Below are 25,608 nucleotides of genomic sequence, written 5' to 3' on the forward strand. Positions count from 1 at the left end.
TTCCGGCTAAGCAAATGACGCCAAAGCGGATGGCGTGCGCTACGATTGGCAATGCGCGCTTTGGCCTTGGAGGCGAAATATTGAGGGAGGCCAGCTTACGCATCGCTTACGCATACGCGATGCCATCTGGCCCTTCTCGCTGGCCAAGACCGGCGGAAAAACAAAAACGCCACGGCCAGAGCCGCGGCGTTTCGAGAATTCAAGTCTCCTGGCCGAACTTAGCTTGACGGCTGGGGCTCCATGCCGCCTTCCGGCTCCGGACCCTTCTTGCGGCGGCTGCCGGACTTCGGCACGGCCGAGCCGCGGCTCGGCGGCGTGTCGTCGCCAAGGTCGCGCGAAGGCTTGTGGCCGGCGATCAGCTGCTTGATCTCCTCGCCGGACAGCGTCTCGTACTCCAGCAGCCCTTGAGCCAGCGCGATCCATTCCTTCTTCTTCTTGGTCAGGATCGACTTCGCGGTCGAATAGGCCTCGTCGATCAGCCGGCGCACTTCGGCGTCAATGATCTGCGCCGTCTCTTCCGAGACGTTCTGCGTACGCGCCACCGAGTGGCCGAGGAAGACTTCCTCCTGGTTGTCGCCATAAGCGACGTGGCCAAGCTTGTCGGAAAAGCCCCAGCGCGTGACCATGGCGCGCGCCAGCTTGGTCGCCTGCTCGATGTCCGAGGAGGCGCCCGAAGTGATGTTCTCCTTGCCGAACTTGAACTCCTCGGCAACGCGGCCGCCCATCATGATGGCGAGGCGCGAAATCATGTATTTGTAGCTCATCGAATAGCGGTCGCCTTCCGGCAACTGCATGACCATGCCAAGCGCACGGCCGCGCGGGATGATGGTCGCCTTATGCAGCGGATCGGCCGACGGCACGTTGAGCGCCAGGATGGCGTGGCCGGCCTCGTGATAGGCAGTGAGTTCCTTCTCGGCCTGGGTCATCGCCGACGAGCGGCGCTCGGCGCCCATCATGATCTTGTCCTTGGCGTCCTCGAATTCGGCCATGGTGACGAGGCGCTTGTTGCGCCGCGCCGCCATCAGGGCGGATTCGTTGACAAGGTTCATCAGATCGGCGCCCGAAAAGCCCGGCGTGCCACGCGCGACCACCTTGAGGTCGACATTGGGCGCCAGCGGCACGTTGCGCACATGCACCTTCAGGATCTTCTCGCGGCCGACGATGTCGGGGTTCGGCACCACCACCTGGCGGTCGAAACGGCCGGGCCTGAGCAGCGCCGGGTCGAGCACGTCGGGGCGGTTGGTGGCGGCGATCAGGATGATGCTTTCGTTGGATTCGAAACCGTCCATCTCGACCAGCAACTGGTTCAGCGTCTGTTCGCGCTCATCGTTGCCGCCGCCCAGCCCAGCGCCGCGATGGCGGCCGACCGCGTCGATTTCGTCGATGAAGATGATGCAGGGTGCATTCTTCTTGGCCTGGTCGAACATGTCGCGAACGCGGCTCGCGCCGACACCCACGAACATCTCGACGAAGTCCGAGCCGGAAATGGTGAAGAACGGCACATTCGCCTCACCGGCGACCGAGCGGGCAAGCAGCGTCTTGCCGGTTCCGGGAGGGCCGACCAAAAGCACGCCGCGCGGAATCTTGCCGCCGAGCCGCTGGAACTTCTGCGGATCGCGCAGGAACTCGACGATCTCTTCCAGATCTTCCTTGGCTTCGTCGACGCCGGCGACATCCTGGAATGTGACGCGGCCATGCGCCTCGGTCAAAAGCTTGGCCTTGGACTTGCCGAAGCCCATGGCGCGGCCGGAGCCGGACTGCATCTGGCGCATGAAGAATATCCAGACGCCAAGGATCAGGATCATCGGCAGCCAGGAGATGAGATAGCCGAACAGCGAATTGGAGCCGTCGGATTCGGGGCGCGCATTGATGGTGACATTCTTGTCCTGCAGCCTTGAAACCAGCGACGGATCGCCCGGCGAATAGGTCTGGAAGCCGGTGGAGCTGTCCGTATAGGTACCGGAGATGCGGGCACCCGCGATCGTCACCGTCTTGACCCGGCCCGCCGCGACGTCCTGCAGGAACTGCGAATAGGGGACATCGCTCGATGCGCCGCGCGTCTGCGGCGTCTGGAACAGATTGAAGAGGGCGATGAGCAGGACCGCTATGATCGCCCAGAGCGCGAGATTGCGATAATTCGGATTCATCAATTGTCCCGTTGGTGTCCGCCGGCGGACACGCGTCATGAGAGGAAACTTGGCCCTAACATAGGGAGAGCGCCTCCCCTTGCCAAGCTAAACAGAATGTCTCGGTTAAGCTTTCGCCGATCATGGACCGGCACTGCGGCCGCCGAATGGCAAGACCGGAACGGGTGGCGCGCCGATCAGTGCGGCGACAGCCCCAGCCGGCTCCAGGTCGAAGGACGGCAGGAAGCGGGCAAAGGGCGCAACGACCGGCCGAATGGCGATCATTGCCGAAACCTGGCTATCCCCCGGCAAACCAAGGCATTCGCCGCTGCGCCACAGTGCCGGTTCGGTCGCCAGCGCGGCGCGGAAAAGGCTTGATGGCGTGCTGTTCCCGGCAGTTGCGCGCTTTGCGGCAGGGGCCGTCCCGAGGGGCGCGATCGACAGCGATGCGATCACCAATGCATCTGATTTGTCGCTCAATGTGATCCGCCGGCGGCCGTCCCAAAGAGCTTTTTCCTCCGCTGGATCCGCAGGCGGCAGGTTGCGGTTTTCGCGGCGCAGGAAGACGCCGGCGCGCCGTGCATCGACCGCCGTCCGCGACAATGTGGCGCGAAAGGGAGTGGCGCGAAATGGTTCACCTCCCATTCGGTCGAACAAGACTTCGCTGCGGGCCTGGTCGGGCAGGAAGCCAACGCCGCCGACGGTCGCCAGAAGGATGCGCAACACATAGACGGCAGCCCGGTCGTCGCCAGCCATGGCGAAACCGGGATCGAGGCGGATGAGGCCATCGGCCGGCCGGGAGGCGTAACTGCGGATCAGGGCGGCCGCCCGACGGCCAAGCTCTTCGCGCTCGGTGGCCGCGCGGCCGGCCAGCGCCAGCGCGTCGCCCATGCGCTGTCCGCCGTCCTTGGCTGCGAGCACCGCGCGGATGCGCGGCCGCTCGAAAGTGTCATCTTCATTGGTCGGATCTTCGGCCCAGTCGACATTTGCGCACCGCAGGATTTCGCGTAGCGCCGCCCGCCGCGTACCGAGCAGCGGCCTCACGATCCAGGTTTGCCAATCATAGAGAGTGGCCGGCGCCATGCCGGCAAGGCCTCGCCCTTCCTCTCGCGGCCCCTCCTCGCGCGGCCCCTGCTCGCGCGCTTGCCGCATCAGCACGGTCTCGGCCTGGTCGTCGGCCGTGTGCCCGGTCAGGATCAGACCGATGCCTTCCCGCTCGGCGGCCTCGGCCAGCAGCCGGTAGCGTGCCGTGCGCGCGGCGGCGGGCAAGCCGGTCGACGGCTTCGGCCCCGACCAGACCATGATGCGATGAGCAATGCCGCGTTCCGCGCAGAGCCTGGCCACGGCCCGCGCCTCTATCGCCGCATCCGGCCTCAGGCCGTGATCGATCGTCACCGCCAGCAGTTTCGTTGCGGGCGCGGTACGGTCGAGATGGTCTTTGAGGAGAAGAAGAAGAGCGGTCGAATCGCTGCCGCCGGACACGGCTGCAACAGCGCCGTTGGTAAAATCGATCTCAGAAAAAAGGTGTTCCGAAAGGTCAGGCTCGGTTTCGAGCATCAATGCATGTCGCCCAAATGTAGGCCTGGTTTTGGGGCAACGGCATGCAAGGGAAAAACTAGCACGCCGCCAGCGCCCTTTCCTGCTTGACGCGTTCCTTGAGCGCGCCTGAGATGTCGGGATAACGCTTGCCGATCTCGCCGAAGGTGGCGCAGGCCACGTCGCGCTGGTTCAATCCGACCAGCGACACGCCGAGCTTCAGCAGCATGTCGGGCGCCTTCTTGGCTTTCGGGTATTCCTTGCTGGCGGAGAGGAACGTCTCGGCCGCGTCGCGGTATTTCTGCTGGCCAAGCAGCGATTCACCCAGCCAGTAGTGCGCGTCCGCGGCCTTGGCATCCTTGGGGAAACGGGAGATATGATCGCGAAACCCCTGTTCGGCGGTGCTGTAGTCGCCGGACAGGATGAACTGGTAGGAATTGCGGTAGAGCTCCTCCGGGTCGTTGGTCGAAGGCAGCGCCGCAACCACTGTGCCGTCGGACTTACCGGTATTTGCGCCAGCGGCCGGGGCGCCGGTGGCCGGCTCGGTGGTCTCCGCCGGAGCCGTCGCCTGCGTGGTGCCATCGGCGTTGACCACATTGCCGTTCTTGTCGACGGTGATGGTGCCGAACGTCTTCGGCGGTGCGCCGGTCACCACCTTGCCTGGATCGCCTGTGGGCGATTCGACGATGACCTCTCCGACGCTCTGGCCATCGGCGGGCGGCGCAGCCGCGTCGGCCGGTGCCTGCGTCGCCGGAGCTTCGGCGACGCTGCTGTCGGTGTTGTCGTCCTGAGGGGCGGCCTGCGACTTCTTCTGCTCGGCCGGCTGCTGCGCGCCCTGCGAACCGCCTTCCAACTGCTGGAAGCGGAATTCGTTGTCTTCCTGCTGCTTGCGGATCTGTTCCTGCATCTGCAGGATCTGGAAATTGAGCTCCTCGATCTTGCCGTTCATCTGCCGGAGCTGGTCCTCAAGGCCGGTGACGCCGGCGCCATCCTGCTGCGCGATCCGCTGCTCTTCCGGCTTCTCCTTGTTCTTGTCGCCGAAAATGCCGAGCGTCGGCAGATAGAAGGAGAATCCGCTCTCTGCTGGCTGCCCGGTGCTGCTTGCCCCGGTACCGCTAGCAAGTGTGGCAGCGCTTGATACAAGCAGTAACGCCAGCGTGCCGCTCAAGACCAATCTGAAATACATGTGCCTCTCGTCGTGAAAATCGTTTAGCCTTTTGCGCCCTTCGGTCAAAGTGGGACCAAGCGCTCTCGGCTCTTAGCAGGACGCGAGACTTCGGCCAAATTTTGTTTCGGGAGGTCACATATGAAAAAGGCGGCCAGATGGCCGCCTTTCGTATCGATGTGTGGCATTTCTGCCGACCACAGCGCCGCGCATCCTTGGATGCGCAAAGGACACTTTTGATCCTAGGAACCGGCGCCGCTGAGCGTGGTGACGGCGCGGCGGTTCTGCGACCAGCAGGAGATGTCGTCGCAGACCGCGACCGGACGCTCCTTGCCGTAGGAGATGGTCTTCAGGCGGCTGGCGGAAACGCCCCGGGCGACGAGAAAGTCGCGGGTGGCGGCGGCGCGGCGGGCACCGAGCGCCAGATTGTATTCGCGCGTGCCGCGCTCGTCGGCATGGCCTTCGATGACGATGGCATATTGCTTGTACTGGTTCAGCCACTGTGCCTGGCGCGAAAGCGTCGTCTGCGCGTCGGCGCGGATCGAGGACGAGTCCGTGTCGAAGAAGATACGGTCGCCGATATTGACGGTGAAGTCCTGGGCCGAGCCGGGTGTTGCCGCGCCGGCGCCGTTGAGGCCAAGGTCGGCGGCGCTGTTCGGGGTCTTCTTCGAGGCGCAACCGGTGATGGCGAGCATCGCGACCAGCGCGATCATCACCGGGTTTGTGGTAAGTCTTGCGATACGGCCCATGCCGCCTCTCCTTCGCATTTCGAGTGATTTCGTTGATCACCCAGTAACCACGTTTGGGTTAACCGGCATTCAAGAAACACGGTTAAAATTTGGTTTCGGCCGCCGTCCGCAGCCGAAATGACCGAGCGCCACAGTGGTCGCGGACCGTAGGCGGAAATGCGGCCAAAACGCGACTTTGACGTGAAAAAAGCCCCTCAACGGGGCTTTTGAGGCACTGTTGCCAAGTTGCAACGAAGCGAGCGAGAGGCTCGGCCAAAATCGCCTTGGTTTTATTCCAGCAGTGGCGACCAGGCCGGGTCCGAAGCGAAATTCGCCGTCGGGATCGACTGTTCGTTGCGGCCGGTGAGATCGACCGAAATCAGTTTTGGCCCACCGGCCGAATCCCGGAAGAACATCAGCACGCGGCCATTGGGCGCCCAGGTCGGCCCCTCCTGCTGGAAGCCGGAGGACAGGATGCGCTCGCCCGAGCCGTCGGTCTTCATGACGCCGATCTGGAATTCGCCGGCGGTCTGCTTGGTGAAGGCGATGAGGTCGCCGCGCGGCGACCACACTGGCGTCGAATAGACGCCATCGCCGAAGGAGATGCGGGTCTGGCCCGAACCGTCGGCGCCCATGACGTAGATCTGCGCGCGGCCGCCACGATCGGAGGTGAATACGACCTTGCTGCCGTCCGGTGAATAGGACGGCGAGGTGTCGATGGCGGTCGAATTGGTCAGCCTCGTCGTCGAGCGGCTTCTCAGATCCATGGCGAAGATGTTGGAATTGCCGTCGTCGCGCAGCAGGCTCATGATCACCTTCTGGCCGTCGGGCGAAAAGCGCGGCGCGAAGGTCATGCCGGGAAAGTTGCCGACCAGTTCACGCTGCCCGGTCTCGATCTGCAGCAGATAGACCTTCGGCTGGCCGCTTTCGTACGACATATAGGTGATTTCCTGCCGGTTCGGCGAGAAACGCGGCGTCAGCACGATCGACTTGCCGTTCGAGAGATAGCGGACGTTGGCGCCATCCTGGTCCATGATGGCTAGGCGCTTCTTGCGCGCGTTCTTGGCGCCCGATTCGTCGATGAAGACGACGCGCGTGTCGAAATAGCCCTTCTCACCGGTCAGCCGCTCATAGATGGCGTCGGCAATGATGTGGGCGACACGCCTGGTGTTGGCGTCGTTGGCGAAGAACTGCTCGCCGGACATCTGCTGGCCGGCAAAAGTGTCCCAAAGCCGGTATTGCGCGCGGACGCGGCCATCGGCCTCCTTGCTGACGCTGCCGGTCACCAGCGCCTGCGCATTGATGACCTTCCAGTCATCGAAGCGGGGCGCGGCGTCCGGGTTGGTGATCTTCTCTATGAAGGCGCTCTTGTCGATCGGCGCGAACAGGCCGGAGCGTTTCAGGTCTGCGCTGACGATGCCGGAAATCTCCGTGCCCAGTGCATCACCGCCCTGGAAATCGGTGATGGCGATCGGCAGCGGCTCGACATTGCCCTTGTTGACGTTGAGCTCAACCAGCGCATACGCGGGCAAGGTGGCGGCAGCGGTCATGCCCAGCGCCATCGCTGCGATCGTCAGGAGCGGCTTGAGAATGGATTTCATATCTTCTCGCTTCTCTTCCTTGATTGTGTGGACGCCCTGGCCTAGAGGCCAAGCATCTCCCTTGGGTCGAACGTGACCCGGATGTCGGACCAGATGTCTTGCTTGCCGGCCGGAACTTGCAGGCCGGCCACATCGCATTTCTGAACCGCGCGCACGGCACTTTCGTCGAACGGTCGGTTACCGCTCGATTTTTCGACTGCCGGCCGGCCGGTCAGCTTGCCGGAGGCGTCCAGATTGAACCGGACCACGACGACGAAATTCTCCGAACCCTCGAGCCCGACCGGAAGCGTCCAGCAGCCGCCGAGCTGAGACTCCAATGCCCCCTGCTCCGACCTGGAAAGCTTCTGGCCTTGGTCCTTTTCGCCGCCAAGCGACGACGGCTGGGTTGACCGCTTGGCGCCGCCGCCGGACGGCTTCTGCTTGTCGAGCAAGGCAGAAATCTCGTCGGCATTGAATTGCTTGTCGTCCGATTTCGGCCTGGACGAGGCTTCCTTGACCGACTTGTCGGCGTCCTTGCGATCCGGCGCCTTGGCGCTTTCGGCCTGGGCCGGCTGCGGCTTCGGGCGCGCTTCAGGCGCGGGCGCGGTGTCTGGAAGCTGCGTCGTCTCGGTCGGCGGCTCCTGGGCAATGGCCTCGGCCACGGCATCGGGCTTGACCTCAGGCTTCGGCTCGATCGCGGCGGTCTTGTCCTGCGGCGGAGCAGGCGTCGGCTCCTTGGCCGGTGTCGGCTTGGGATCCACCTGCTTGACCGGCTCGGGCTTGACCTCTTCTTTCGGCTGCGGCACCGGCGCAACCTCCGTCGCCGGAATAGGCTTCGGCTGTTCCTTCGGCTTCGGCACGTCCTCGGGCTTGGGCTTCTCGGTCGGCGTCGGCGCAGGCGGCGGCGCCGAGGCCAGATCGACCGGCTTTGGCTTGGCTTCCGGCGTCACGGGCTTGTCGGTGTCGACGCTGTTTTCGCCGACCTTCTGGGCATCGGGCACGATGTCCGGTCGCTGCGTCGGCAGCGGCGCCGGCTTCTCATGCATCACCGCCTTCTTGTCACCCTGCAGGACCTGCGCCGTTGCTTCCATCGGCACGATGTCGACCGACACCGATTCCACATCGGACGCGGGCATCGCGGGCGGCGAGGACAACGTGAAGAGGCCGAAGGCCAGCGCCACCGTATGCAAGATCACCGATGTGGTGAGGCCGGTCCGCATCTTCTCGTCTACTGTTCCTGTTCCTGCAGCGAAACCAGGCCGATGTTCTTGTAACCGGCGGCCGAAATGCGGGCCATCACCTTCATCGCGGTGCCATAGTCCGTCGATTTGTCACCGCGGATAAAGATGCGCTCGTCATAACCGGTCTTCGAAATCGCCTGCAGCTTTGCTATCAGTTCCTCGATCGGGATCTCGGTTTCCTGGAGATAGATCTGGCCGGTCGCGTTGATCGAAACGGTGATCGGCTGCGTGTCGACATTCATCGCCTTGGCCTGTGTGTCCGGCAGGTCAATCGGCACGCCGACCGTCAGCAGGGGTGCGGCCACCATGAAGATGATCAACAGCACCAGCATCACATCGACCATCGGCGTGACGTTGATTTCCGATATCAGCGCGTGATGGCGGCCGCGCCGCCTGTGGCCGCGCCCGCCGCGTCCCGCCATGCCTACGGACATACCCATCTCGTTACTCCTCAGGCCTTAGGCGCTACTTTTTCATCGATTTGGCGCGAGAGTATGGCGGAGAACTCGTCGGCGAAGCCCTCCATGCGCACGGCGATCTTGTTCGCGTCGGATGACAGCTTGTTGTAGGCGATGACGGCCGGAATGGCCGCGAGCAGGCCGATAGCCGTGGCCAGCAGCGCCTCGGCAATGCCGGGTGCCACCACCGACAGGCTGGTGTTCTTCGAGGCGGCGATCGCCTGGAACGAGGTCATGATGCCGATGACGGTGCCGAACAGGCCGATGAAGGGCGCGGCCGAGCCCGTGGTGGCGAGGAAGCCGAGGCGGCCTTCCAGCCGCTCCATCTCGCGGGTCAGCGCCAGATCCATCGCCTTGTCGATGCGGGTCTGCAGACCGAGCGGCGATTTCGCGCCCTTCTCGAAGCTCTTCTTCCATTCGCGCATGGCGGCCACGAAGATAGCGCCCATGCCAGTGGTCTTGCGGTCGGCGAGTGTGCGGTAAAGCTCTTCCAGCGACTGTCCCGACCAGAACACCTGCTCGAAGCGGTTGAGCGCCAGCCGCATGCGGGCATAGGCGACGAGCTTGTCGACGATGATCGCCCATGTCCAGATCGAGGCGCAGAGCAGGCCGATCATGACCAGCTTGACCACCCAGCCGGCCTGCATGAACAGCGCCCAAATCGACAAATGCGCGCCCGGTTCGGCGAGTGCGATGTTTTCCATGGTTACGTCCTTAAGATTTTCCGGGCATCGCTGGCGGCTGGCCCATGGGCATCCCTTGTGGTCCGTGCGCGCAAAGCTCGCGGAACAACCCCAAATGCACCGTTGGCGGCCTTTTCGGGGCAAATATTGGTGAAAGGAAGGCGCGTGGATTCTTCCAATCTTCACCAATCTCTTCATGAACCGTTATGGTTAAGGATGGGTTAGGACGCATGGCGCGACGCATTGCCGCGCCTCCGGCGCCAACCACCGTTCAGGGAGAATGCGCTTTAGCCCGCGGCTCGGGGCATGAAGGCCGCGACCCAATCTTTCGGAAAACGTCTTGGCCGGCCGTTCTCGCCGATGATCGCTGCCTCGACCCGCGCCTCGACCAGCACCTCGCCGCCGCGCTTCAGTTGTTGCGCCATGAAGATGCGTGCGCCGGAAATGTCCTCGGTGCGCGTGTCGATGGTCAGGATGTCGTCCATGCGAGCGGGCGTGCGGAAATCGATCTCCATGCGCCGCACCACCCAGACGATCTTTTCGCCATGCTTGCCCTCGGCCAACTCGGTATGATGGACGCCTGCGAGCCTGAGATAGTCAGAACGGCCGCGTTCGAAGAATTCGAGATAGCGCGCGTGGTAGACGACGCCGGAGAAATCGGTGTCGGCATAATAGACCCGCGCCATCAGCCGATGGCCGAACTCGGTCAGCGCCCCGGAAAGCCCGGCGGAGAGCGCCGCCGATTCACCATGATCGTCCATCGCGCTTTCCTTTTCTGGCCCGAGCGGGCAGGTGTTTGTGGGCGCAGGAACCGGATGGCACTGTTGGGCGCGATGATCAAGACCTTGATGGCGGCATTGCTGGCGCTCGGCGCGCTGGCGTTGCCCAGCCAGGCCGCAAGCTTTTCGATGAAGCGCGGCCTCAACCTCGACCAGTGGACGACGTGGCCGGGCGAGGACAAATGGGGCGACCGGCAGGCCATTTTGCCCTATCCGGAATGGCGCAAATTCCTCAACGACGATGACCTCAAGGCGCTGAAGAGCGCCGGTTTCGATTTCCTGCGCATGCCGGTCGACCCGTCGCCGTTCCTGTCCGGCGAGACGCTGACGCTGCGCGACGACCTCTATGCCAGCGTCCTGGACTCGGTGCGCATGATCAATCGCGCCGGCTTGAAGGTGATCGTCGACATGCATCTGATTCCGGCCGGCGGCAGCCGCAAGATCGGCATGGGCGAGGTGATGGACGACCCGAAGACCTTCGACGCCTATATCGAAATGGTGCGCACAATGGCGCGCACGCTGGCCGCGGAAGACCCGACAAAGGTCGCCTTCGAGCCGATGAACGAGCCGATCGTCGATTGCGACGGTGACGGCACCAGCCTGTGGCCGGAGCGTCAGCAAAAACTGTTCGCGGCGGCGCGTGCGTCGGCGACGAAGCTGACCCTGATCCTGACCGGCGCCTGCTATTCCAATGCGGCATCGCTGGCCAGGATCGATCCGAGGGCGATCCCCGACGACAACATCATCTGGACCTTTCATTCCTACGATCCGTTCCTGCTCACCCATCAGGGCGCGACCTGGACCGGCGATTTCATTCCCTATGTCACCGGCCTGCCCTATCCGCTCACCGCCGTGCCACGTGCTGAGCTCGATGTGACGCTCGACACGATCCGCGCCAGGATCAAGGCCGAGGCGCCATGGGCGCGCCAGAACGGCCTGCTCGCCTATCTCGACGAGCAGGTGGCCAGCATGGATACGGACGAAAAGCTGCTCGCTGTCATGGACGCGCCGTTCAAGACTGTCGAAGCCTGGGCGAAGGCCAAAGGGATAAAGCCGGAAAACATCACGCTCGGCGAATTCGGCATGATCCGCCAGGAGTATGGCAATGCTTATGTGATGCCGGGCCAATACCGCGCCGCCTATGTCAAAGACATGATCGCACGCGCCGAGGCGCACGGCATTTCATGGTCGGTGTGGAGCTATGGCGGCGCCTTCGGCATCGTCGATGCTTTTGATGGCGAGAAGGCTGAGCCGGACGTGATGGACGCGATCACATCGCTTCATTGAAGCCGTTCATGCCGAACCCAGTTCGATCGAAAGAATCTCCGGGCGCATCCAAAAACGCACCGGCAGGATACTGAAGCCGAGCCCTCCGGAGACGATCAGGTTGCGGTTCTCCTCCACGACATGGCCATAGGCGAAGCGGTTGCCAAAACGCGATGGCACGACCGGAGAATAGCCGAACAGCCGCACCTGCCCGCCATGGGTATGACCGGAAAGTGTGAGCGAAACGCGTGACGGCACCTTCGGGAAGATATCCGGCTCATGCGCCAGCAGGATGACGGGCGCTCCGTCGCTCGCCTTGGCAAGCGTGCCATCGAGATCGTCCAATCCCTTGAACCCGTCGCGATCCTGGCTTGGCAGCAAAGCGAGCTGGTCCGCCAGCCCGGCGATCCAAAAGCCATGCCCGTCTTTTTCCAAGCGCACGACATCGTTCTCCAGCACCGGAATGCCGACGTTTTCGAGCGCTTTGCGCGCCACGACCGGTCCGGCGCCCGCCTTCTGTGCCTCGGGATCCGACCACCAGTCGTGATTGCCGAGGATCGAGAGCACGCCGAGCGGCGCCTTCAGCCCGGAAAGGGCCTGCGCCCATTCCGATGCCGGCACACCATCCGTCACCAGACGCATGCTGGCCGTATAGTCGCCAAGCAGCACGATGAGGTCGGGCTGCAACGCGTTCGCGTCCCTGACAAGCGAAGCGATCCTTTCAGGCGTCATCCATGGCCGGCAGGCATGGATGTCGGCGAGGGCAACGACCCGTAGCCGCAAACCTGCCGGCCAGTTTGGCGGCGTCAGCGAATAACGCTTCACATGGGTCAGCAGCATCGGCTCGATGCCGACCGCATAGGCGCTGAGCGACACCATCGAGAAGAACGAGCCACCGACGAGGCGCAGGAAACCACGTCTGGAGATCATCGGTCAGCTCCGGCTGTTCCAGGGACCGGCGGTCCCACAGGCAAGGTTCGGGTTAAATCCGGGAATTGCGCCGGCACGCTGACCGAGATGAGAAGATTTTGCGTAGCTGGAGCATGTCGCCAAAAAAATGCGCAGCAGTTTGAGACAACGACATGCCCAGAAAAAGACCTGATGCGCATCACTTTTAATGGCGATACGCATCAGGATGCACATCAGGGCGTGGCTGGAAGTGCCGTTTTCAAGTCGTCGGCCTCGGCGACCTTCTCCATCGTGTTGATGCTCACATGCGGCCATCTGATCAGGCCCGGCAGACCATCGCGACGCGGGAAAAAATCGAGAAGCACGATTTGCAAATATTGCAGGATGAGGCGCGGCGTTCCCGCGGGCGTCAACTCCTCCAATTCCATTATCCAGAAAGTCGATATCATTTCGGCCGCGTTGGCCTGCCTTACGATGAAGGGAATGTTGACGATCCCGGCGGTCTCGACAGCCGTGCTGACCTGCAGCTTCGTCGTTCTGGTTACGGTTCCCGGGGCGCCGCCGACAAGAAGCAGATGTGGCTCCACCGGATCGAAACCCGGAAATCCGGGAGCGGTCACAACGCCCTTGAACGGAGTAGTATGAAAATGATTGTAGGGCGCCAGATAGGGACTGGCGAGGTTCTGGTTGACGCCTATCGGCAACCCGTTGATTGCCGGAATCGTCGGTGGCCCGTTGGTGACTTCGCCCGCACCCAGCGCAAGCAATGAATCGCCATGCGGAATGGTTCCAAGGCGTCCAATATTGCTCGTCTTCTCAGCCTCGTTGGTCATGAACAACCAAAGGCCCGGCTCGTGATGAATTGTGGTGTTGGGATCTCCCTGCAGGCCGCTTGCCGGAAAATCGGCGGCAAGCAACTGCTCGATCCGCTGCTCGTAGTCCAGTGCGACCACGACCTGGTCGGTATTGATCGCAGCTCCGTTCCTCTTGATGCCGCGATTCTTGACGCCCTTGTCCACCAAAGTGAACTTGAGCACCTCATCATATTGATTGACCAGGAGCCTGTAGTCGATGCCGCTGTCTGGCGAGGCGAATGGCAAAGCGATCGCGTTCCAGCCGCGACCCTTCATGCCCGGGTCATTCTTCCACGTACCCGGAAGCAACTTGAGTACATCGAGATCGCTGTCATCCTCTCTGGCGACTTCGATGTAGCGCGCTTCGTTTTTAAGTTCGGTCACTCGGCTTGCAGTAATCATGAGATTCCCCCTGCTGGCTTAGTTGACTAACAACATCATCCTTCGCCGCCATCAACGGCAAAGAAAGCTAAAAAACCCAATCTGTGTTGTTATGCGTGGACGTGTAGGGTCGCATAATACGCACTGCCTAAAATAACTCTATACTATTAAAAAAAGCCAATTCGAAAATTGGATCGCTAAAAAAAATGAGAATTACTATCAGTATTTCAGTCTTTTTCAGTCATCACCTTTCAGTTCCGGAGAAGACACGAAAGCATTCCTGGCCGAGATTCGTCTGTGAACTGCGTCACTCTTCCTGGAACAGGCTGATCTGCTGCTGGGCCAGATCCTTCGGCGCGTCGAGGCCGAGATGCCGCCAGGCATTGGCAGTCAGCACGCGGCCGCGTGGCGTGCGCTGGATGAAGCCCTGCTGGATAAGATAGGGCTCGATGATGTCCTCGATGGCGTCGCGCGGCTCGGAAAGCCCGGCCGCGATCGTCTCGATGCCGACCGGCCCGCCGCCGAAATTGCGGGCGATCATCGAGAGGTACCGGCGGTCGAGCGCGTCGAGGCCGAGCGCATCCACCTCCAGCCGGGTCAGCGCCTCGTCGGCGATCCGGCGGTCGACATGACCGTCACCGGCGACCGATGCAAAATCGCGTACGCGGCGCAAGAGCCGGCCGGCGATGCGCGGCGTACCACGGGCCCGCCGCGCGATCTCCAGCGCGCCGTCGTCGCCGAGCGACATTGAAAGGATGCGGGCACCGCGCCGCACGATCTGCTCGAGCTCCTCGACCGAGTAGAAATTGAGCCGCACTGGAATGCCGAAGCGGTCGCGCAGCGGATTGGTGAGCAGCCCAAGCCGCGTCGTGGCCGCAACGAGGGTGAAGCGGGCGAGATCGATCTTGACCGAACGCGCCGCCGGCCCCTCGCCGATGATCAGGTCGAGCTGGAAATCCTCCATCGCCGGATAGAGGATTTCCTCTACCGCCGGATTGAGCCGGTGGATTTCGTCGATAAACAGGACGTCGCGGTCTTCAAGATTGGTGAGCAGCGCTGCCAGATCGCCGGCCTTGGCGATGACCGGACCAGAGGTGGAACGGAAATTGACGCCGAGTTCACGCGCCATAATTTGCGCCAGTGTTGTCTTGCCGAGGCCCGGCGGTCCGACGAACAGCACATGGTCGAGCGCCTCGCCGCGCCCCTTGGCGGCGTCGACGAAGACTTTCAGATTGGCCCGCACCGCCGCCTGGCCGACAAACTCGCCGAGCGTCTGCGGACGCAAGGTCTGCTCGGCATCCTCGCCGCGCTTGTCGGGGGCAATGAGGCGGGGGGAAAGGCTCATGCCGCCTTCCTTGCATATGGCAAGGGACCGGACAAGCGCGGTCTCACCGCGCCAACTCCTTCAGCCCGAAGCGGATGAGCTTGGACGCATCCGCGCCCTCGCCGGCGCTCTTCAGCGCCGCTGCAACCGCATTGGCGGAGATATCGCGCGAATAGCCGAGATTGACCAGCGCCGAGACGGCGTCGGTGATCGGCGCCGGCGCCACGCCCTCGCCCAACTCCTGCTTCAGGCCGATGGTGCCGGAGGCAGCGCCCGCATAGGCCGGCGCCTTGTTCTTCAATTCGGTGACGATGCGCTCGGCCACCTTCTTGCCGACGCCCGGCGCGCGGCTAACCATGGCGATATCCCGCAACGCAATCGCATTGGCGAGATCGGCCGGCGCCATCGTCGACAGCACCGCCAGCGCCACCTTGGCGCCGACGCCTTGCACATTATTCAACAGGAGCCGGAACCATTCGCGTTCCAGAACTGACTGGAAGCCATAGAGTCTGATCATGTCCTCGCGCACATAGGTCTCGATGAACAGCACCACTGCCTCGCCGGGCGCGGGCAAGGCCGCCAGCGTGCGCGCCGAACAGTAGGCGACATAGCCGACGCCATGCACGTCGACGAGGCAGAAATCCTCGTCGATCTCGTCCAGCGTCCCCTTCAGCTTGCCTATCATTTGAGCTTGCCGATCATGCCTGACCCCTCATGCCAACGCCGCCATCCGGTAGGCGACGCTCTGCCGGTGATGCGCATGGCAGATGGCGATGGCCAGCGCGTCGGCGGCATCGTCGGTGTCGAAGATCGCTTTCGGCATCAGCACCTTGACCATCATGTGGATCTGCTTCTTGTCGCCATGGCCGACACCGATCACCGCCTTCTTCACCGCGTTGGGCGCGTATTCCGCAACCACAAGCCCCGCGCGCGCCGGCACCAACATGGCGATGCCGCGCGCCTGGCCAAGCTTCAGCGTGGCTGCCGCATCCTTGTTGACGAAAGTCTGCTCGACCGCAGCCTCATGCGGCATGGCGGAATGCAGGATTTCGGTCAGCCCATCATGCAATTGGCAAAGCCGTATCGCCAGCGCCGCCTTGTCGTCGGAGCGCACAGTGCCGGAGGCGACGAAGCGCAGCGAATTGCCGAGGCTCTCGACGATGCCCCAGCCGGTGCGCCTCAGCCCCGGATCGATGCCAATGATGCGAATCGCTTCCCCCATCCGCCAAGTGTACCTGCAGCGAAAGGCGATGCCAGCGAAATGTGAACAAACCAGAAACAAGTTCTAGCGGGCTCCACGGGCTGCATGAGAATTCGCTCTGACGAGACAGATGGGGTGGTTTTGAGAACCGGCCTACGCCGGCCGTAGCCTTCATAGGACGGAGGCGCCTATGAGGGCTTCGGCCGGCGAAGGCCGGAGCGGAGCGTACTTGAGTACGTGAGCACCGGAAGCGCAGAAGACCGTATCAGGTGTCCGTCAGAGTAGAATTATCAAGCAGCCTGTCAGCCGCGGGCAAAAGCCGTGTTGAGCAACGTGATCTGGTCGGAAACCGGATTGACGCGGCGGCTTGCTGGCGGCATGTCGGCCATCGCCTCGCCATAGACTTCCTCGTCCATGCGGCGCACCAGCGCCTGCAGGCGCAGCGAACGATTGACGAGGTCGACAAAGTCCTTGGGCAATTCGGCCCAGCCTACCGCTTCATCATGGGCGGAGGCGGTGTCGAGACGCACCTTGGATTTTTCGGAAGCAACCTGATCGCGCGTCATCTCGCCGGAATTCGCCGCCCGCTGCAGAAGCAGCCAGGATGCAACCTGCATCAGCCTGGTGGTCAGCCGCATCGATTCCGCCGCATAAAGCGTCGCCGCCAACCTGGACAGCTTCTTCGCCTCGGCCCGACCCTTGCCGTCCAGATATTCGGCCGCCTGCTCGACCAGGCCCATGCCTTCCTGGTAGAGCGGCTTGAAGGATTGGGAGAAAACCCGGCGCTCAGCCAGCTTGATGGTTTTCGCGTTTCCCATCGAAGTCTCGTTCATCGATACCCCAGCACTTGCCTTACAGCCGGCCGATTCGGCTTCCTTGCCGTCACGCCGCACCCTATCAACTGAGGCTTGAAAATGCGCTTCGGGGTCGATGAAGGCAAGCACATGTTTAACAAACGGTTAACGGCGCCGCGGGGACAAAAAAAGAGCCGCGGATAAGGCGGCTCTCAGGAGTTTAACAGGGAGGCGTCAAACAAAGTGGCTCCAACCACTCGGTAAGAATCCAGATCACTGGATGCGCATAGTAAACGCCTGTAAAGCTTAATGAACCCTTAACAGCGCGCATATTTTTTGACCGAGCGCCGCCCGCCTGTGCCGTAACAGCACAGAAGCCGGCCTGTCAGGATCTCCACAGCGCCGGCAGGGCGATGAAAGCGAACAGCAACATCCCCGCGTAAAAGGCCATCGAGGACACTGCCACCAACGGCTCGATCGCCGGGTTGCCGGCAAGCAGGAAATAAAGGCCGATCAACAGGCCGATACCACTGATGGCCGTCAGCCAGAAATGCACGGTGGCCAGCCTCTTGTGGCCGATCGCCGGAAACAGATGGTAGAAGAAAGCAAACACTGCCGACATCAGCCACCCCGCCACCATTGTGTGGGCGTGGGTCGGCATCTGGCCATGGTCCTGGCTGATCGACATGTGCAGCCCCAATGCCATGCCGCACAGTGAGTAGATGATGGCCAGTGTGAAGAAATTTCGTGCCGTCCCTTGCATAGTATCCCCCGAATTGCCTTTTCCCGCCACGGGAATGGGTTTTTAGACTCAGGCGGTTGACCCGCCACCGGTTCCCGGATTCGGCGCATTATCGTCGACAATGTTTCCAACTGATGCCGCCCGACCCCTTCCGGCGCTGTGACTGTAGGACGGCGCGGCGCGTTTGCGCAATCGCTTACGGCTAAGCTCCGGCCGCGTTCGCATGACGCCGAAACAAACCCGCCCCCCACGCGACATCTTTCCGAAACCGGCGCCGCGTTAAACGCCCGCTCCTCGTAGCGAGGCTGAGGCAATTGCGCCGCTCGCAATCATCAAAAACGTCCAAGGAGGGACCATGGACTGGTACTCGATCGTCAAATTTCTGCACATCGTCTCGGCAACACTGTGGGTTGGTGGTGGCTTCGCGCTGATGATGCTTGCCGTGCGCGCCGACCGCGCCGGAAACATCGAAGGCATGCTGCAGGCGATGCGCGCCACCGGCGAGCTCGGCAACAGGTTCTTCGCGCCGATGTCGATGCTGACGCTGGCCTTCGGCCTCATCATGTGCGGATTCTGGGTCGGCTTCTCCGACCTGTGGATTCTGATCGGCCTCGCCGGCTATGCCATGACGTTCTCCATCGGCATGTTCATCTTCAAGCCGACCGCCGACCGCATGGCGGGGATGATTGCCAAGGAAGGTGTGACGCCGGCAGCTCTCGCTCAGGGCCAGCGCATTCTCGCCGCCGCACGCTTCGACTATGCAGTGATGCTGGTGATCATCGCCGACATGGTGCTGAAGCCGACGCTGAACGACATCACCATCCTGGGCTGTATGGCGCTGGTCCTGACCACCGGCGTTGCCCTCGCCCTCGGTGGGGCGCGGCGGCTGGTGCCGAGCGCCGCCTGAATCTGTGGTGGAACTGGCAGCGGGCGCGGCCGCCGTCAGCTCCCAGAGGCCACGCTCTAAAAGAGGCCGGCGATGCCGTCCCACAGAAGCTTGACCGCGACGACGGCCACCGTTGCATAGGTGAACGGATAGAACAGCTCCGGCCGCATCCGCCGCACCAGCCAGGCGCCAGCGATGGTCGAGAGCGGCGCCAGCGGCATCAGCACCGCCGACGCCGTCAGATTAGCGGTGTCGAACTGGCCGAGCGCGAAATAGGGGATGAGCTTCAGCGCATTGGTGGCGGCGAACAGGATGGCGCTGGTGCCCGATAGCACCTTAGGGTCGAGCCGTATCGGCAGCGCGTAGATCTGGAAGGGCGGGCCGCCGACATGGGCGACGAAGCTGGTGAAGCCGGCTATCGTGCCCCAGAAGGCGGCCGCCACGCGATTAGGCTGCGCCGAATGCGTCGCGCCATGGCGGATCTGCACATAGATCCAGCGCAGGACGAAGACGATGGCGACCGTTCCGACGATCAGCCTGACCATCTCCTCCGTGACGAACGCTGCCGTCAGCCAGCCAAGCCCGATACCAGCGACGGCGCCCGGCATCATGTCGACCAGCATCTTGCGGTCGTAGACGCCCCACCACGTCCATACCGAGACGACGTCCATCAGGCACAGGATAGGCAACAGGATGGCCGCCGCCTGCACCGGCGGCATGGCCAGCGCCATCATCGGCACGCCGATGAGGCCGACGGCGCCGCCGAACCCACCCTTGGACAGGCCGGTCAGAATGACGGCCGGAATAGCCGCGGCATAGAACCAGGGATCGACAAGAAGACCGGACATGGGGAAAGCAGGCTGGAGGGAAAGGTCGGACTCTGGAATAGACCAGAAATGGTCACGTCGCGACCGCAAATGTGCCCGATGCCGCCGGAACCTGTCACAAGCTCGGGAGGTCGAGCGGCGGTGGGCGCCGCCGGATCGGCTGCGCCTTGATGATGGCGGTGCTCGTTTCGGCCTTGTCGGCGATACGGTCGAGGAGCCGGTCCAACTCGCCGATCGAGCGCACGAACAGCCTGGCGACAAAGCAGTCGTCGCCGGTCACCTTGTCGCATTCGCCAAACTCGGGGATTTCTTCGATCAGCTTCTGCACGATGTGCAGCTTGCCCGGCAGCGGCCGAATGCGAACGATCGCCTGCAGGGGATAACCCAACGCTTGCGGATCGATCTCGATGGTGAAGGCCCTGATGACGCCGCGCTCCTCGAGCCGCCGCAGCCGTTCCGAAACGCTGGGCGACGACAGCCCGACCTCTCGGGCCAGTTCCTTCAACGAGGTTCGCGAATCCTTGATCAGGATTTCAAGAAGGCGTTTGTCGAGATCGTCCAGCATTTAACATTCTCATATGAAAGATGGAATCTTCCTTACTTAATTAGGCGATACCTAAATACAACCTGTTTCAACACATGGAAACCATCCGAGCCGCATGAGATTATTTCTTTTCAACGCAACCGCTCGCAAGAGGTATCTTCATGGACAGCACAACGCGCGGCACGATCGAAATGACGGCCGCGATGGCGATCCTCGGCACGATCGGCTGGTTCGTCGTCATGTCGGGCCAACCGATCATGGACGTGGTGTTCTGGCGCTGCGCCTTTGGCGCCGTCACGCTGCTCGCCATCTGCGCAACCGCGGGACTGCTGCGCGGCAGGCTGTCGCTTCGTATCGTCGCGATTGCCGCCCTCGGCGGTGCTGCCATCGTCGTCAATTGGCTCTTGCTGTTCAGCTCATTTTCCCGCGCTTCGATCTCGATCGCCACGGCGGTCTACAACACGCAGCCCTTCATGCTGGTAGGCTTTGGCGCGCTCTTCTTCTCGGAACGGCTGACCATGACCAAGCTGACCTGGCTTGGCATCGCCTTTGCCGGCATGCTGCTGATCGTGCAGGCCTCGCCCCGTGCAGGCCCCGATGCAGGCAATGTCGGTGCGGACTATTTCACCGGCATCGCGATGGCGCTGGGAGCGGCCTTCTTCTGGGCAGTCGCCGCCATCGTCACCAAGAAACTCAGAGGCACGCCGCCGCATCTGATCGCCCTGATCCAGGTCTGCGTCGGCGTCGTCATGCTGGCGCCTTTCGCCAATTTCTCCCAACTTCCGGCCGATGCCTGGAGCTGGACCATGCTGGCGACGCTTGGCGTCGTCCACACCGGCCTGATGTATATATTGATGTATGGCGCCATCCAGAAGCTGCCGACGCATCTGCAAGGGTCGCTGTCCTTCATCTATCCCGTGGTCGCGATCCTGGTCGATGTCGTCGCCTTCGGCCATAGGCTGCATCCCACCCAGATCGTCGGCGCCGCCGCCATCCTGATTGCAGCGGCCGGCATGAACCTCGGCTGGTCGTTATGGAAACAGAAACCTCCGGCTGAAAGCCCGCAAGCAATCAGGTGAAGGAACAGCGCTGTCGCCCGGCGCTGGCCGAGCATCAATGATCCCGCTCGCCCGCCTGTTCAAGGCGGGCGCTTTGCTCTATGCCGCAATGCAACCATCTTCGCCCGGCATAGGCGAAAACCGGGATCGAAGACCAATGAACGACGCTACGCCTCCAAATCGCTGCCGCATCGTGCTGATCGCGCCACCCGGCGCGTCGGCCGAGCGCATTGGCGCAGCGTTCGAAGGCGGCGACATCGCGTCGCTGATCCTGCCCGAAAACGGCATGGACGAAGCCTCCTTCCAGGCCTTCGCCGAGAAGATCGTGCCGATGGCGCAAGCGGCGGGCGCCGCCGTCGTCATTGCCGGCGACACCCGCATTGCCGGCCGCGTCCAGGCCGACGGCATCCATGTCGAGGTCGGCAAGGCCGAACTCGCCGAGACGATCGAACACTTCCAGACCAAGATGATGGTCGGCTGCGGCGGCGCCAAGACCCGGGACGATGCGCTGGAGCTCGGTGAGCTCAGGCCCGATTATATCTTCTTCGGCCGCTTCGGTTATGACAACAAGCCGGAGCCGCACCCGCGCAACCTGTCGCTGGGACAATGGTGGGCGGATGTGATCCAGATCCCCTGCATCGTCATGGCCGGGTCGGACATCGCCTCAGTCGAAACAGTCGCCGCCACCGGCGCCGAATTCGTGGCGCTGTCCAGCGCCGTCTTTGCCGACGGCGTCGATGCAAAGGCGGCGATCGCCGGGGCCAACGCGCTGCTCGACGAAACCGCGCCGCGTTTCGAGGACTGACGTGCCGCCCCGGACAATCCTTTTCAACGTCTTTCTAGCGACGCTCACGGCGCAGGCCGCCGCCGCCGAAACCATCCCTTTGCCGCAGCCCAAACCGGACGCCGGCCCGCACGCGGACAAGCCGATCGACACGCCGTTGCCGCAGCCCGCAACCACAGCCCCGCTACCGTCGGCCGACACGATCAATCCCGAACGTTTCGGTGCGAAACCGTCGGACCCCGCCTACGGCGCCTTTCAGCGCGGTCTCTACAAGACGGCCTATAACTTGGCTTTGGTCCGCGCCCAGAACGGCGATCCGGCAGCTCAGACGCTGGTGGCCGAGATACTGTCGCGAGGGCTTGGCGTGCCGCTCAACGCTTCGGAAGCGGCAAAATGGTACGCGCTTGCCGCCGAGCAGGGCATACCGGAATCGCAGTTCCAGTATGCGCTGATGCTGCTCGACGGCCGCTACGTCAAGAAGGATGAAAAGGAAGCCTATGCGCTGATGCAGTCGGCCGCCGAGGCTGGCAATCGCCTGGCGCAGTTCAACTTCGCCCAGTTGCTTGTCAAGCAGGATCCCGGCGACGCGGGCCTCGCCAAGGCTGCGTCCTATTATGAACGCGCCGCCGCGACCGGCCTTGCCGACGCGCAATATGCTATGGCGCAGATCTATGCCAATGGCGCCGGCGGCAAGCCGCATGACGATGTCCAGGCACGTGGCCTGTTGGCGCAGGCTGCACGGCAGAACTACGACACGGCGCAGATCGATCTCGCCGCCTGGATGATCGAGGGACGCGGCGGCCCACGCGACCTGAAATCCGGCTTCGGTTGGATGAAGCAGGCCGCCGAAGGCGGCAATGTCGCCGCCCAGAACCGGCTCGCCAAACTCTATATGGAAGGCATCGGCACCGATCCGGATCTGATCCTGGCCGGCGCCTGGTACATTGTCGCCCGCCGCGCCGGGCTCATCGATCCGCAGATGGACGATTTCCTGCAAGGTTTGGATGACGACCAGACCAAGCAGGCGCTGCAGAAGGCCAATCGTCTGCCGTAAGAAGCCGCGGATCGTGAGCATCCGGCGATAGCGCCAACAACAGGCTTGCCTGGGCAAGGCGTCGCCGCGGTTCAGACCTCTCTTGCTCGCTCCCTTGCCTCTTCAGGCGATTTGTGGTCTTGGGGGCCCGAAATCGCCCTTCGGCGAGCATCTCATTCCGGATCAAGATCATCATGGCCAAGATCAATGGCAACGAAATCCGTCCCGGCTATGTCATCGAGCACGATGGCGGCCTGTGGGTGGCGGTCAGGACCAATACGGTCAAGCCCGGCAAGGGCGGCGCCTACAACCAGGTCGAGCTGAAGAACCTCATCAACGGCACCAAGCTTAACGAGCGCTTCCGCTCGGCTGAGACTGTTGAGCAGATCCGGCTCGATCTGAAGGATTTCTCCTTCCTCTACGAACAAGACGGGGCGCTGGTGTTCATGGACACCGAAAGCTACGAGCAGCTCGAACTGCAGAAGGATTTCGTCGGCGACCGTGCCGCCTTCCTGCAGGACGGCATGATGGTGACGGTCCAGCTCTATGAGGAAAGGCCGATCGGTATTTCGCTGCCCGACCAGGTGACGCTGACCATCACCGAAGCCGACCCGGTAGTGAAAGGCCAGACGGCGGCCTCGTCCTACAAGCCGGCGATGCTGGAAAACGGTATCCGTGTGCTGGTGCCGCCCTTCATCGGCTCGGGCGAGCGCATCATCGTCGACACCAACGAAATCACCTACGTGCGCCGCGCGGACTGACGCCCAGTGCATGTCGCCCAAAAGTGCGCAGCGGTTTTGGGATAACGACATGCACAAAACAAAGATTTAAAGTACGTCGCATAAATCCGGATAGCTGCGACGTGCTTTAGCAGCAGGAAGAAGCACAATGGCGCGTTCAGCACTTCTCAATGTCATGGTCCAGGCCGCCATGAAGGCCGGCCGCTCGCTGTCGCGCGACTTCGGCGAAGTCCAGAACCTGCAGGTCTCGATGAAGGGGCCGGGCGACTATGTCAGCCAGGCCGACCGCAAGGCCGAGGAAATCCTGTTCACCGAGCTGTCAAAGGCGCGGCCGGGCTACGCCTTCCTGATGGAGGAACGGGGCGCAGTCGCGGGCGATGACAGCCAGCACCGCTGGCTCGTCGATCCGCTCGACGGCACCACCAATTTCCTGCATGGCATTCCGCTCTTCGCCATCTCGATTGCGCTGGAACGCCAGGGCCAGATCGTCGCCGGCGTCGTTTACAATCCGGCGATGGACGAGCTCTACACCGCCGAGCGCGGTGGCGGCGCCTTCATGAACGACCGCCGGCTGCGCGTTGCCGGCAGAACGAAGCTGAACGATGCCGTGATCGGCTGCGGCGTACCGCATCTCGGGCGCGGCCAGCACGGCAATTTCCTCCTCGAGCTGCGCAATGTGATGGCCGAGGTTTCGGGTGTGCGCCGCCTCGGCTCCGCCTCACTCGATCTCGCCTATGTCGCCGCGGGGCGCATGGACGGATTCTGGGAAGTCGGCCTGTCGGCCTGGGATATCGCGGCCGGGCTGCTTTTGATCCGCGAAGCCGGCGGTTTCGTTTCCGATTTCGCCGGCGGGCAGGAGATGCTGGAGGGCGGCTCGGTCGTCGCCGGCAATGAGATCATCCAGCGCGCGCTGCTGAAGACAGTGAAGAAGCCGATCACATCACGCTGACGGTTTCTGGGCGCTGACGACGTTGGCGCGCCGAAGCGCCGCTAGCGCATGACCCCGAAAATCGGAACCGATTTTCGGAAAGGATCATGCGCAAATCAAAAGTGCTACGGCGTCCTTTGCGCGTCGAAAGGACGCGCGGCGCTGTAGTCGCAAAACCGCAACCGAAACTTGAAATACTGTCCGGCGCCCACCCAGATAAGGGAGACGCAGGACCTTTCATGACGAACGCCGGCCCCGAATCCCAGATCGAAATCCCCTTTATGGGGCGCTGGCACTATTCGCGCGCCGAGATGATCGCCGACGGTATCGTCCATGCGGTCGGCATCGTACTGGCGATATCGGCAGGTTCGACCTTGCTGGCGTTGGCCGCCTTCCATACCGGTCCTGGCGAGTATATCGCCGCCGCCTTCTATGTGGTCTCGCTGCTCACCGTGCTCTCGGTCTCGCTGGCCTATAATCTGTGGCCAATATCCTCACCGGTGAAGTGGATATTGCGGCGCTTCGACCATGCCGCGATCTACCTTTTGATCGCCGCCACCTACACGCCCTTCCTTGCCCAGCTCGACGGCTCGCCGCTGACGGTCTCGATGATCGTCCTGGTCTGGGTTGCGGCGGTGATCGGCATCGCCATCAAGGTGCTTCTTCCCGGCCGGTTCGATCGGCTGGCGATCGTCTTCTATCTCGCCATCGGCTGGAGCGGTATCGTCCTGGTCGAGCCGCTCGTTCAGACGCTGCCGGCGACATCGATCGTGCTGATCGTTGCCGGCGGCTTCGTCTATTCCTGCGGCGTCATCTTTTTCGCTTGGAAGGGCCTGCGCTTCCACAATGCGCTGTGGCATGGCTTTGTCGTCACCGGCGCCGGCTTGCACCTGGCCGCCATGGTCGACTGCCTGGTCATTAACCGACTCTAATCTCTAGGTTGCAATCGGCGGCCAATATTGCCAAGCGCCATTCAATTTCGTCACAATTGCGTTTAGAGTCGCGCTCAACGTGATCGGCGGTGGCATCGGAAACGGGGCA

26 protein-coding genes are annotated in these 25,608 nt (G+C 62.6%); 8 read left to right on the forward strand and 18 right to left on the reverse strand.

All coding sequences use genetic code 11. The features are described 5' to 3' along the window. Window positions 1-218: 218 nt before the first annotated feature. The 9 genes from ftsH to ybgC form a co-directional block, all read right to left on the reverse strand. The gene (gene ftsH / locus OHD62_RS14800) at window positions 219-2,147 is read right to left on the reverse strand and encodes an ATP-dependent zinc metalloprotease FtsH (protein ID WP_263783527.1); all 1,929 of its coding nucleotides are present in this window, start codon (window positions 2,145-2,147) and stop codon (window positions 219-221) included. Between the two features lie 120 nt (window positions 2,148-2,267). Beyond that, window positions 2,268-3,683: a tRNA lysidine(34) synthetase TilS gene (tilS, locus tag OHD62_RS14805; protein WP_263783888.1), complete on the reverse strand. Its 1,416-nt coding sequence runs from the start codon at window positions 3,681-3,683 to the stop codon at window positions 2,268-2,270. A gap of 58 nt (window positions 3,684-3,741) precedes the next feature. After that, complete coding sequence (ybgF, locus tag OHD62_RS14810) at window positions 3,742-4,848, reverse strand: tol-pal system protein YbgF (RefSeq protein ID WP_263783528.1); 1,107 nt, start codon at window positions 4,846-4,848, stop codon at window positions 3,742-3,744. A 221-nt stretch (window positions 4,849-5,069) separates the two neighbouring features. After that, a complete protein-coding gene (gene pal / locus OHD62_RS14815; protein WP_097573472.1) occupies window positions 5,070-5,576 on the reverse strand; it encodes a peptidoglycan-associated lipoprotein Pal in 507 nt (168 codons plus the stop codon). A 269-nt stretch (window positions 5,577-5,845) separates the two neighbouring features. Continuing rightward, on the reverse strand, window positions 5,846-7,117 hold the full coding sequence (gene tolB / locus OHD62_RS14820; RefSeq protein WP_263783889.1) for a Tol-Pal system beta propeller repeat protein TolB: 1,272 nt from the start codon (window positions 7,115-7,117) through the stop codon (window positions 5,846-5,848). 80 nt (window positions 7,118-7,197) lie between these two features. Continuing rightward, a complete protein-coding gene (locus tag OHD62_RS14825) occupies window positions 7,198-8,355 on the reverse strand; it encodes a TonB family protein (protein WP_263783529.1) in 1,158 nt (385 codons plus the stop codon). Between the two features lie 8 nt (window positions 8,356-8,363). Then, window positions 8,364-8,816 (reverse strand): protein TolR, encoded by a 453-nt coding sequence (gene tolR, locus OHD62_RS14830; protein WP_263783530.1) that lies wholly within the window; start codon window positions 8,814-8,816, stop codon window positions 8,364-8,366. 11 nt (window positions 8,817-8,827) lie between these two features. Beyond that, complete coding sequence (gene tolQ, locus OHD62_RS14835; protein WP_006327716.1) at window positions 8,828-9,538, reverse strand: protein TolQ; 711 nt, start codon at window positions 9,536-9,538, stop codon at window positions 8,828-8,830. Between the two features lie 266 nt (window positions 9,539-9,804). After that, entirely contained in the window at window positions 9,805-10,278 is a 474-nt protein-coding gene (gene ybgC, locus OHD62_RS14840) for a tol-pal system-associated acyl-CoA thioesterase (RefSeq protein WP_263783531.1), read from the reverse strand. Window positions 10,279-10,332: 54 nt separating this feature from the next. On the opposite strand from ybgC, the gene OHD62_RS14845 reads away from it, so the two are divergent. Continuing rightward, window positions 10,333-11,583 (forward strand): glycoside hydrolase family 5 protein, encoded by a 1,251-nt coding sequence (locus OHD62_RS14845; protein ID WP_263783532.1) that lies wholly within the window; start codon window positions 10,333-10,335, stop codon window positions 11,581-11,583. A gap of 6 nt (window positions 11,584-11,589) precedes the next feature. Here OHD62_RS14845 and OHD62_RS14850 read toward each other — a convergent pair whose 3' ends face one another. The 7 genes from OHD62_RS14850 to OHD62_RS14880 form a co-directional block, all read right to left on the reverse strand. Beyond that, a complete protein-coding gene (locus OHD62_RS14850) occupies window positions 11,590-12,492 on the reverse strand; it encodes a metallophosphoesterase (RefSeq protein WP_263783533.1) in 903 nt (300 codons plus the stop codon). A gap of 212 nt (window positions 12,493-12,704) precedes the next feature. Continuing rightward, complete coding sequence (locus OHD62_RS14855) at window positions 12,705-13,727, reverse strand: heme-binding protein (RefSeq protein WP_263783534.1); 1,023 nt, start codon at window positions 13,725-13,727, stop codon at window positions 12,705-12,707. A 286-nt stretch (window positions 13,728-14,013) separates the two neighbouring features. Further along, a complete protein-coding gene (gene ruvB, locus OHD62_RS14860) occupies window positions 14,014-15,051 on the reverse strand; it encodes a Holliday junction branch migration DNA helicase RuvB (protein WP_263783535.1) in 1,038 nt (345 codons plus the stop codon). 43 nt (window positions 15,052-15,094) lie between these two features. Continuing rightward, window positions 15,095-15,715 carry a Holliday junction branch migration protein RuvA gene (ruvA, locus tag OHD62_RS14865; RefSeq protein ID WP_263783536.1) on the reverse strand — a complete coding sequence of 207 codons (621 nt, stop codon included), beginning with the start codon at window positions 15,713-15,715 and terminating at the stop codon, window positions 15,095-15,097. Window positions 15,716-15,742: 27 nt separating this feature from the next. Further along, window positions 15,743-16,252 carry a crossover junction endodeoxyribonuclease RuvC gene (ruvC, locus tag OHD62_RS14870; protein ID WP_263783537.1) on the reverse strand — a complete coding sequence of 170 codons (510 nt, stop codon included), beginning with the start codon at window positions 16,250-16,252 and terminating at the stop codon, window positions 15,743-15,745. Window positions 16,253-16,533: 281 nt separating this feature from the next. Next, on the reverse strand, window positions 16,534-17,064 hold the full coding sequence (locus OHD62_RS14875) for a DUF1465 family protein (RefSeq protein WP_263783538.1): 531 nt from the start codon (window positions 17,062-17,064) through the stop codon (window positions 16,534-16,536). A 346-nt stretch (window positions 17,065-17,410) separates the two neighbouring features. After that, window positions 17,411-17,788, reverse strand: coding sequence for a hypothetical protein (locus OHD62_RS14880; protein WP_263783539.1), 378 nt, complete (start codon window positions 17,786-17,788; stop codon window positions 17,411-17,413). A 334-nt stretch (window positions 17,789-18,122) separates the two neighbouring features. Here OHD62_RS14880 and OHD62_RS14885 point away from each other — a divergent pair, with 334 nt between their 5' ends. Continuing rightward, window positions 18,123-18,674 (forward strand): DUF2269 domain-containing protein, encoded by a 552-nt coding sequence (locus OHD62_RS14885; protein ID WP_263783540.1) that lies wholly within the window; start codon window positions 18,123-18,125, stop codon window positions 18,672-18,674. A 56-nt stretch (window positions 18,675-18,730) separates the two neighbouring features. Here OHD62_RS14885 and OHD62_RS14890 read toward each other — a convergent pair whose 3' ends face one another. Continuing rightward, window positions 18,731-19,501, reverse strand: a complete 771-nt coding sequence (locus tag OHD62_RS14890; protein ID WP_263783541.1) for a sulfite exporter TauE/SafE family protein — start codon at window positions 19,499-19,501, stop codon at window positions 18,731-18,733. Between the two features lie 94 nt (window positions 19,502-19,595). Then, window positions 19,596-20,045: an Lrp/AsnC family transcriptional regulator gene (locus OHD62_RS14895; protein WP_263783542.1), complete on the reverse strand. Its 450-nt coding sequence runs from the start codon at window positions 20,043-20,045 to the stop codon at window positions 19,596-19,598. Window positions 20,046-20,185: 140 nt separating this feature from the next. Here OHD62_RS14895 and OHD62_RS14900 point away from each other — a divergent pair, with 140 nt between their 5' ends. From OHD62_RS14900 to trhA, 6 genes are all read left to right on the forward strand, one after another. Then, the gene (locus tag OHD62_RS14900) at window positions 20,186-21,103 is read left to right on the forward strand and encodes a DMT family transporter (protein ID WP_263783543.1); all 918 of its coding nucleotides are present in this window, start codon (window positions 20,186-20,188) and stop codon (window positions 21,101-21,103) included. Window positions 21,104-21,239: 136 nt separating this feature from the next. Next, window positions 21,240-21,887 (forward strand): thiamine phosphate synthase, encoded by a 648-nt coding sequence (locus OHD62_RS14905; RefSeq protein ID WP_263783544.1) that lies wholly within the window; start codon window positions 21,240-21,242, stop codon window positions 21,885-21,887. A 1-nt stretch (window position 21,888) separates the two neighbouring features. Next, window positions 21,889-22,920 carry a tetratricopeptide repeat protein gene (locus OHD62_RS14910; RefSeq protein WP_263783545.1) on the forward strand — a complete coding sequence of 344 codons (1,032 nt, stop codon included), beginning with the start codon at window positions 21,889-21,891 and terminating at the stop codon, window positions 22,918-22,920. Window positions 22,921-23,093: 173 nt separating this feature from the next. Then, window positions 23,094-23,660 carry an elongation factor P gene (efp, locus tag OHD62_RS14915; RefSeq protein WP_008873762.1) on the forward strand — a complete coding sequence of 189 codons (567 nt, stop codon included), beginning with the start codon at window positions 23,094-23,096 and terminating at the stop codon, window positions 23,658-23,660. Between the two features lie 127 nt (window positions 23,661-23,787). Further along, window positions 23,788-24,588, forward strand: coding sequence for an inositol monophosphatase family protein (locus OHD62_RS14920; protein WP_263783546.1), 801 nt, complete (start codon window positions 23,788-23,790; stop codon window positions 24,586-24,588). A gap of 218 nt (window positions 24,589-24,806) precedes the next feature. Next, window positions 24,807-25,499, forward strand: coding sequence for a PAQR family membrane homeostasis protein TrhA (gene trhA / locus OHD62_RS14925; RefSeq protein ID WP_263783547.1), 693 nt, complete (start codon window positions 24,807-24,809; stop codon window positions 25,497-25,499). Window positions 25,500-25,608: the final 109 nt, after the last annotated feature.

The organism is Mesorhizobium sp. YC-39, from assembly GCF_025753795.1.
Lineage (GTDB): Bacteria > Pseudomonadota > Alphaproteobacteria > Rhizobiales > Rhizobiaceae > Mesorhizobium.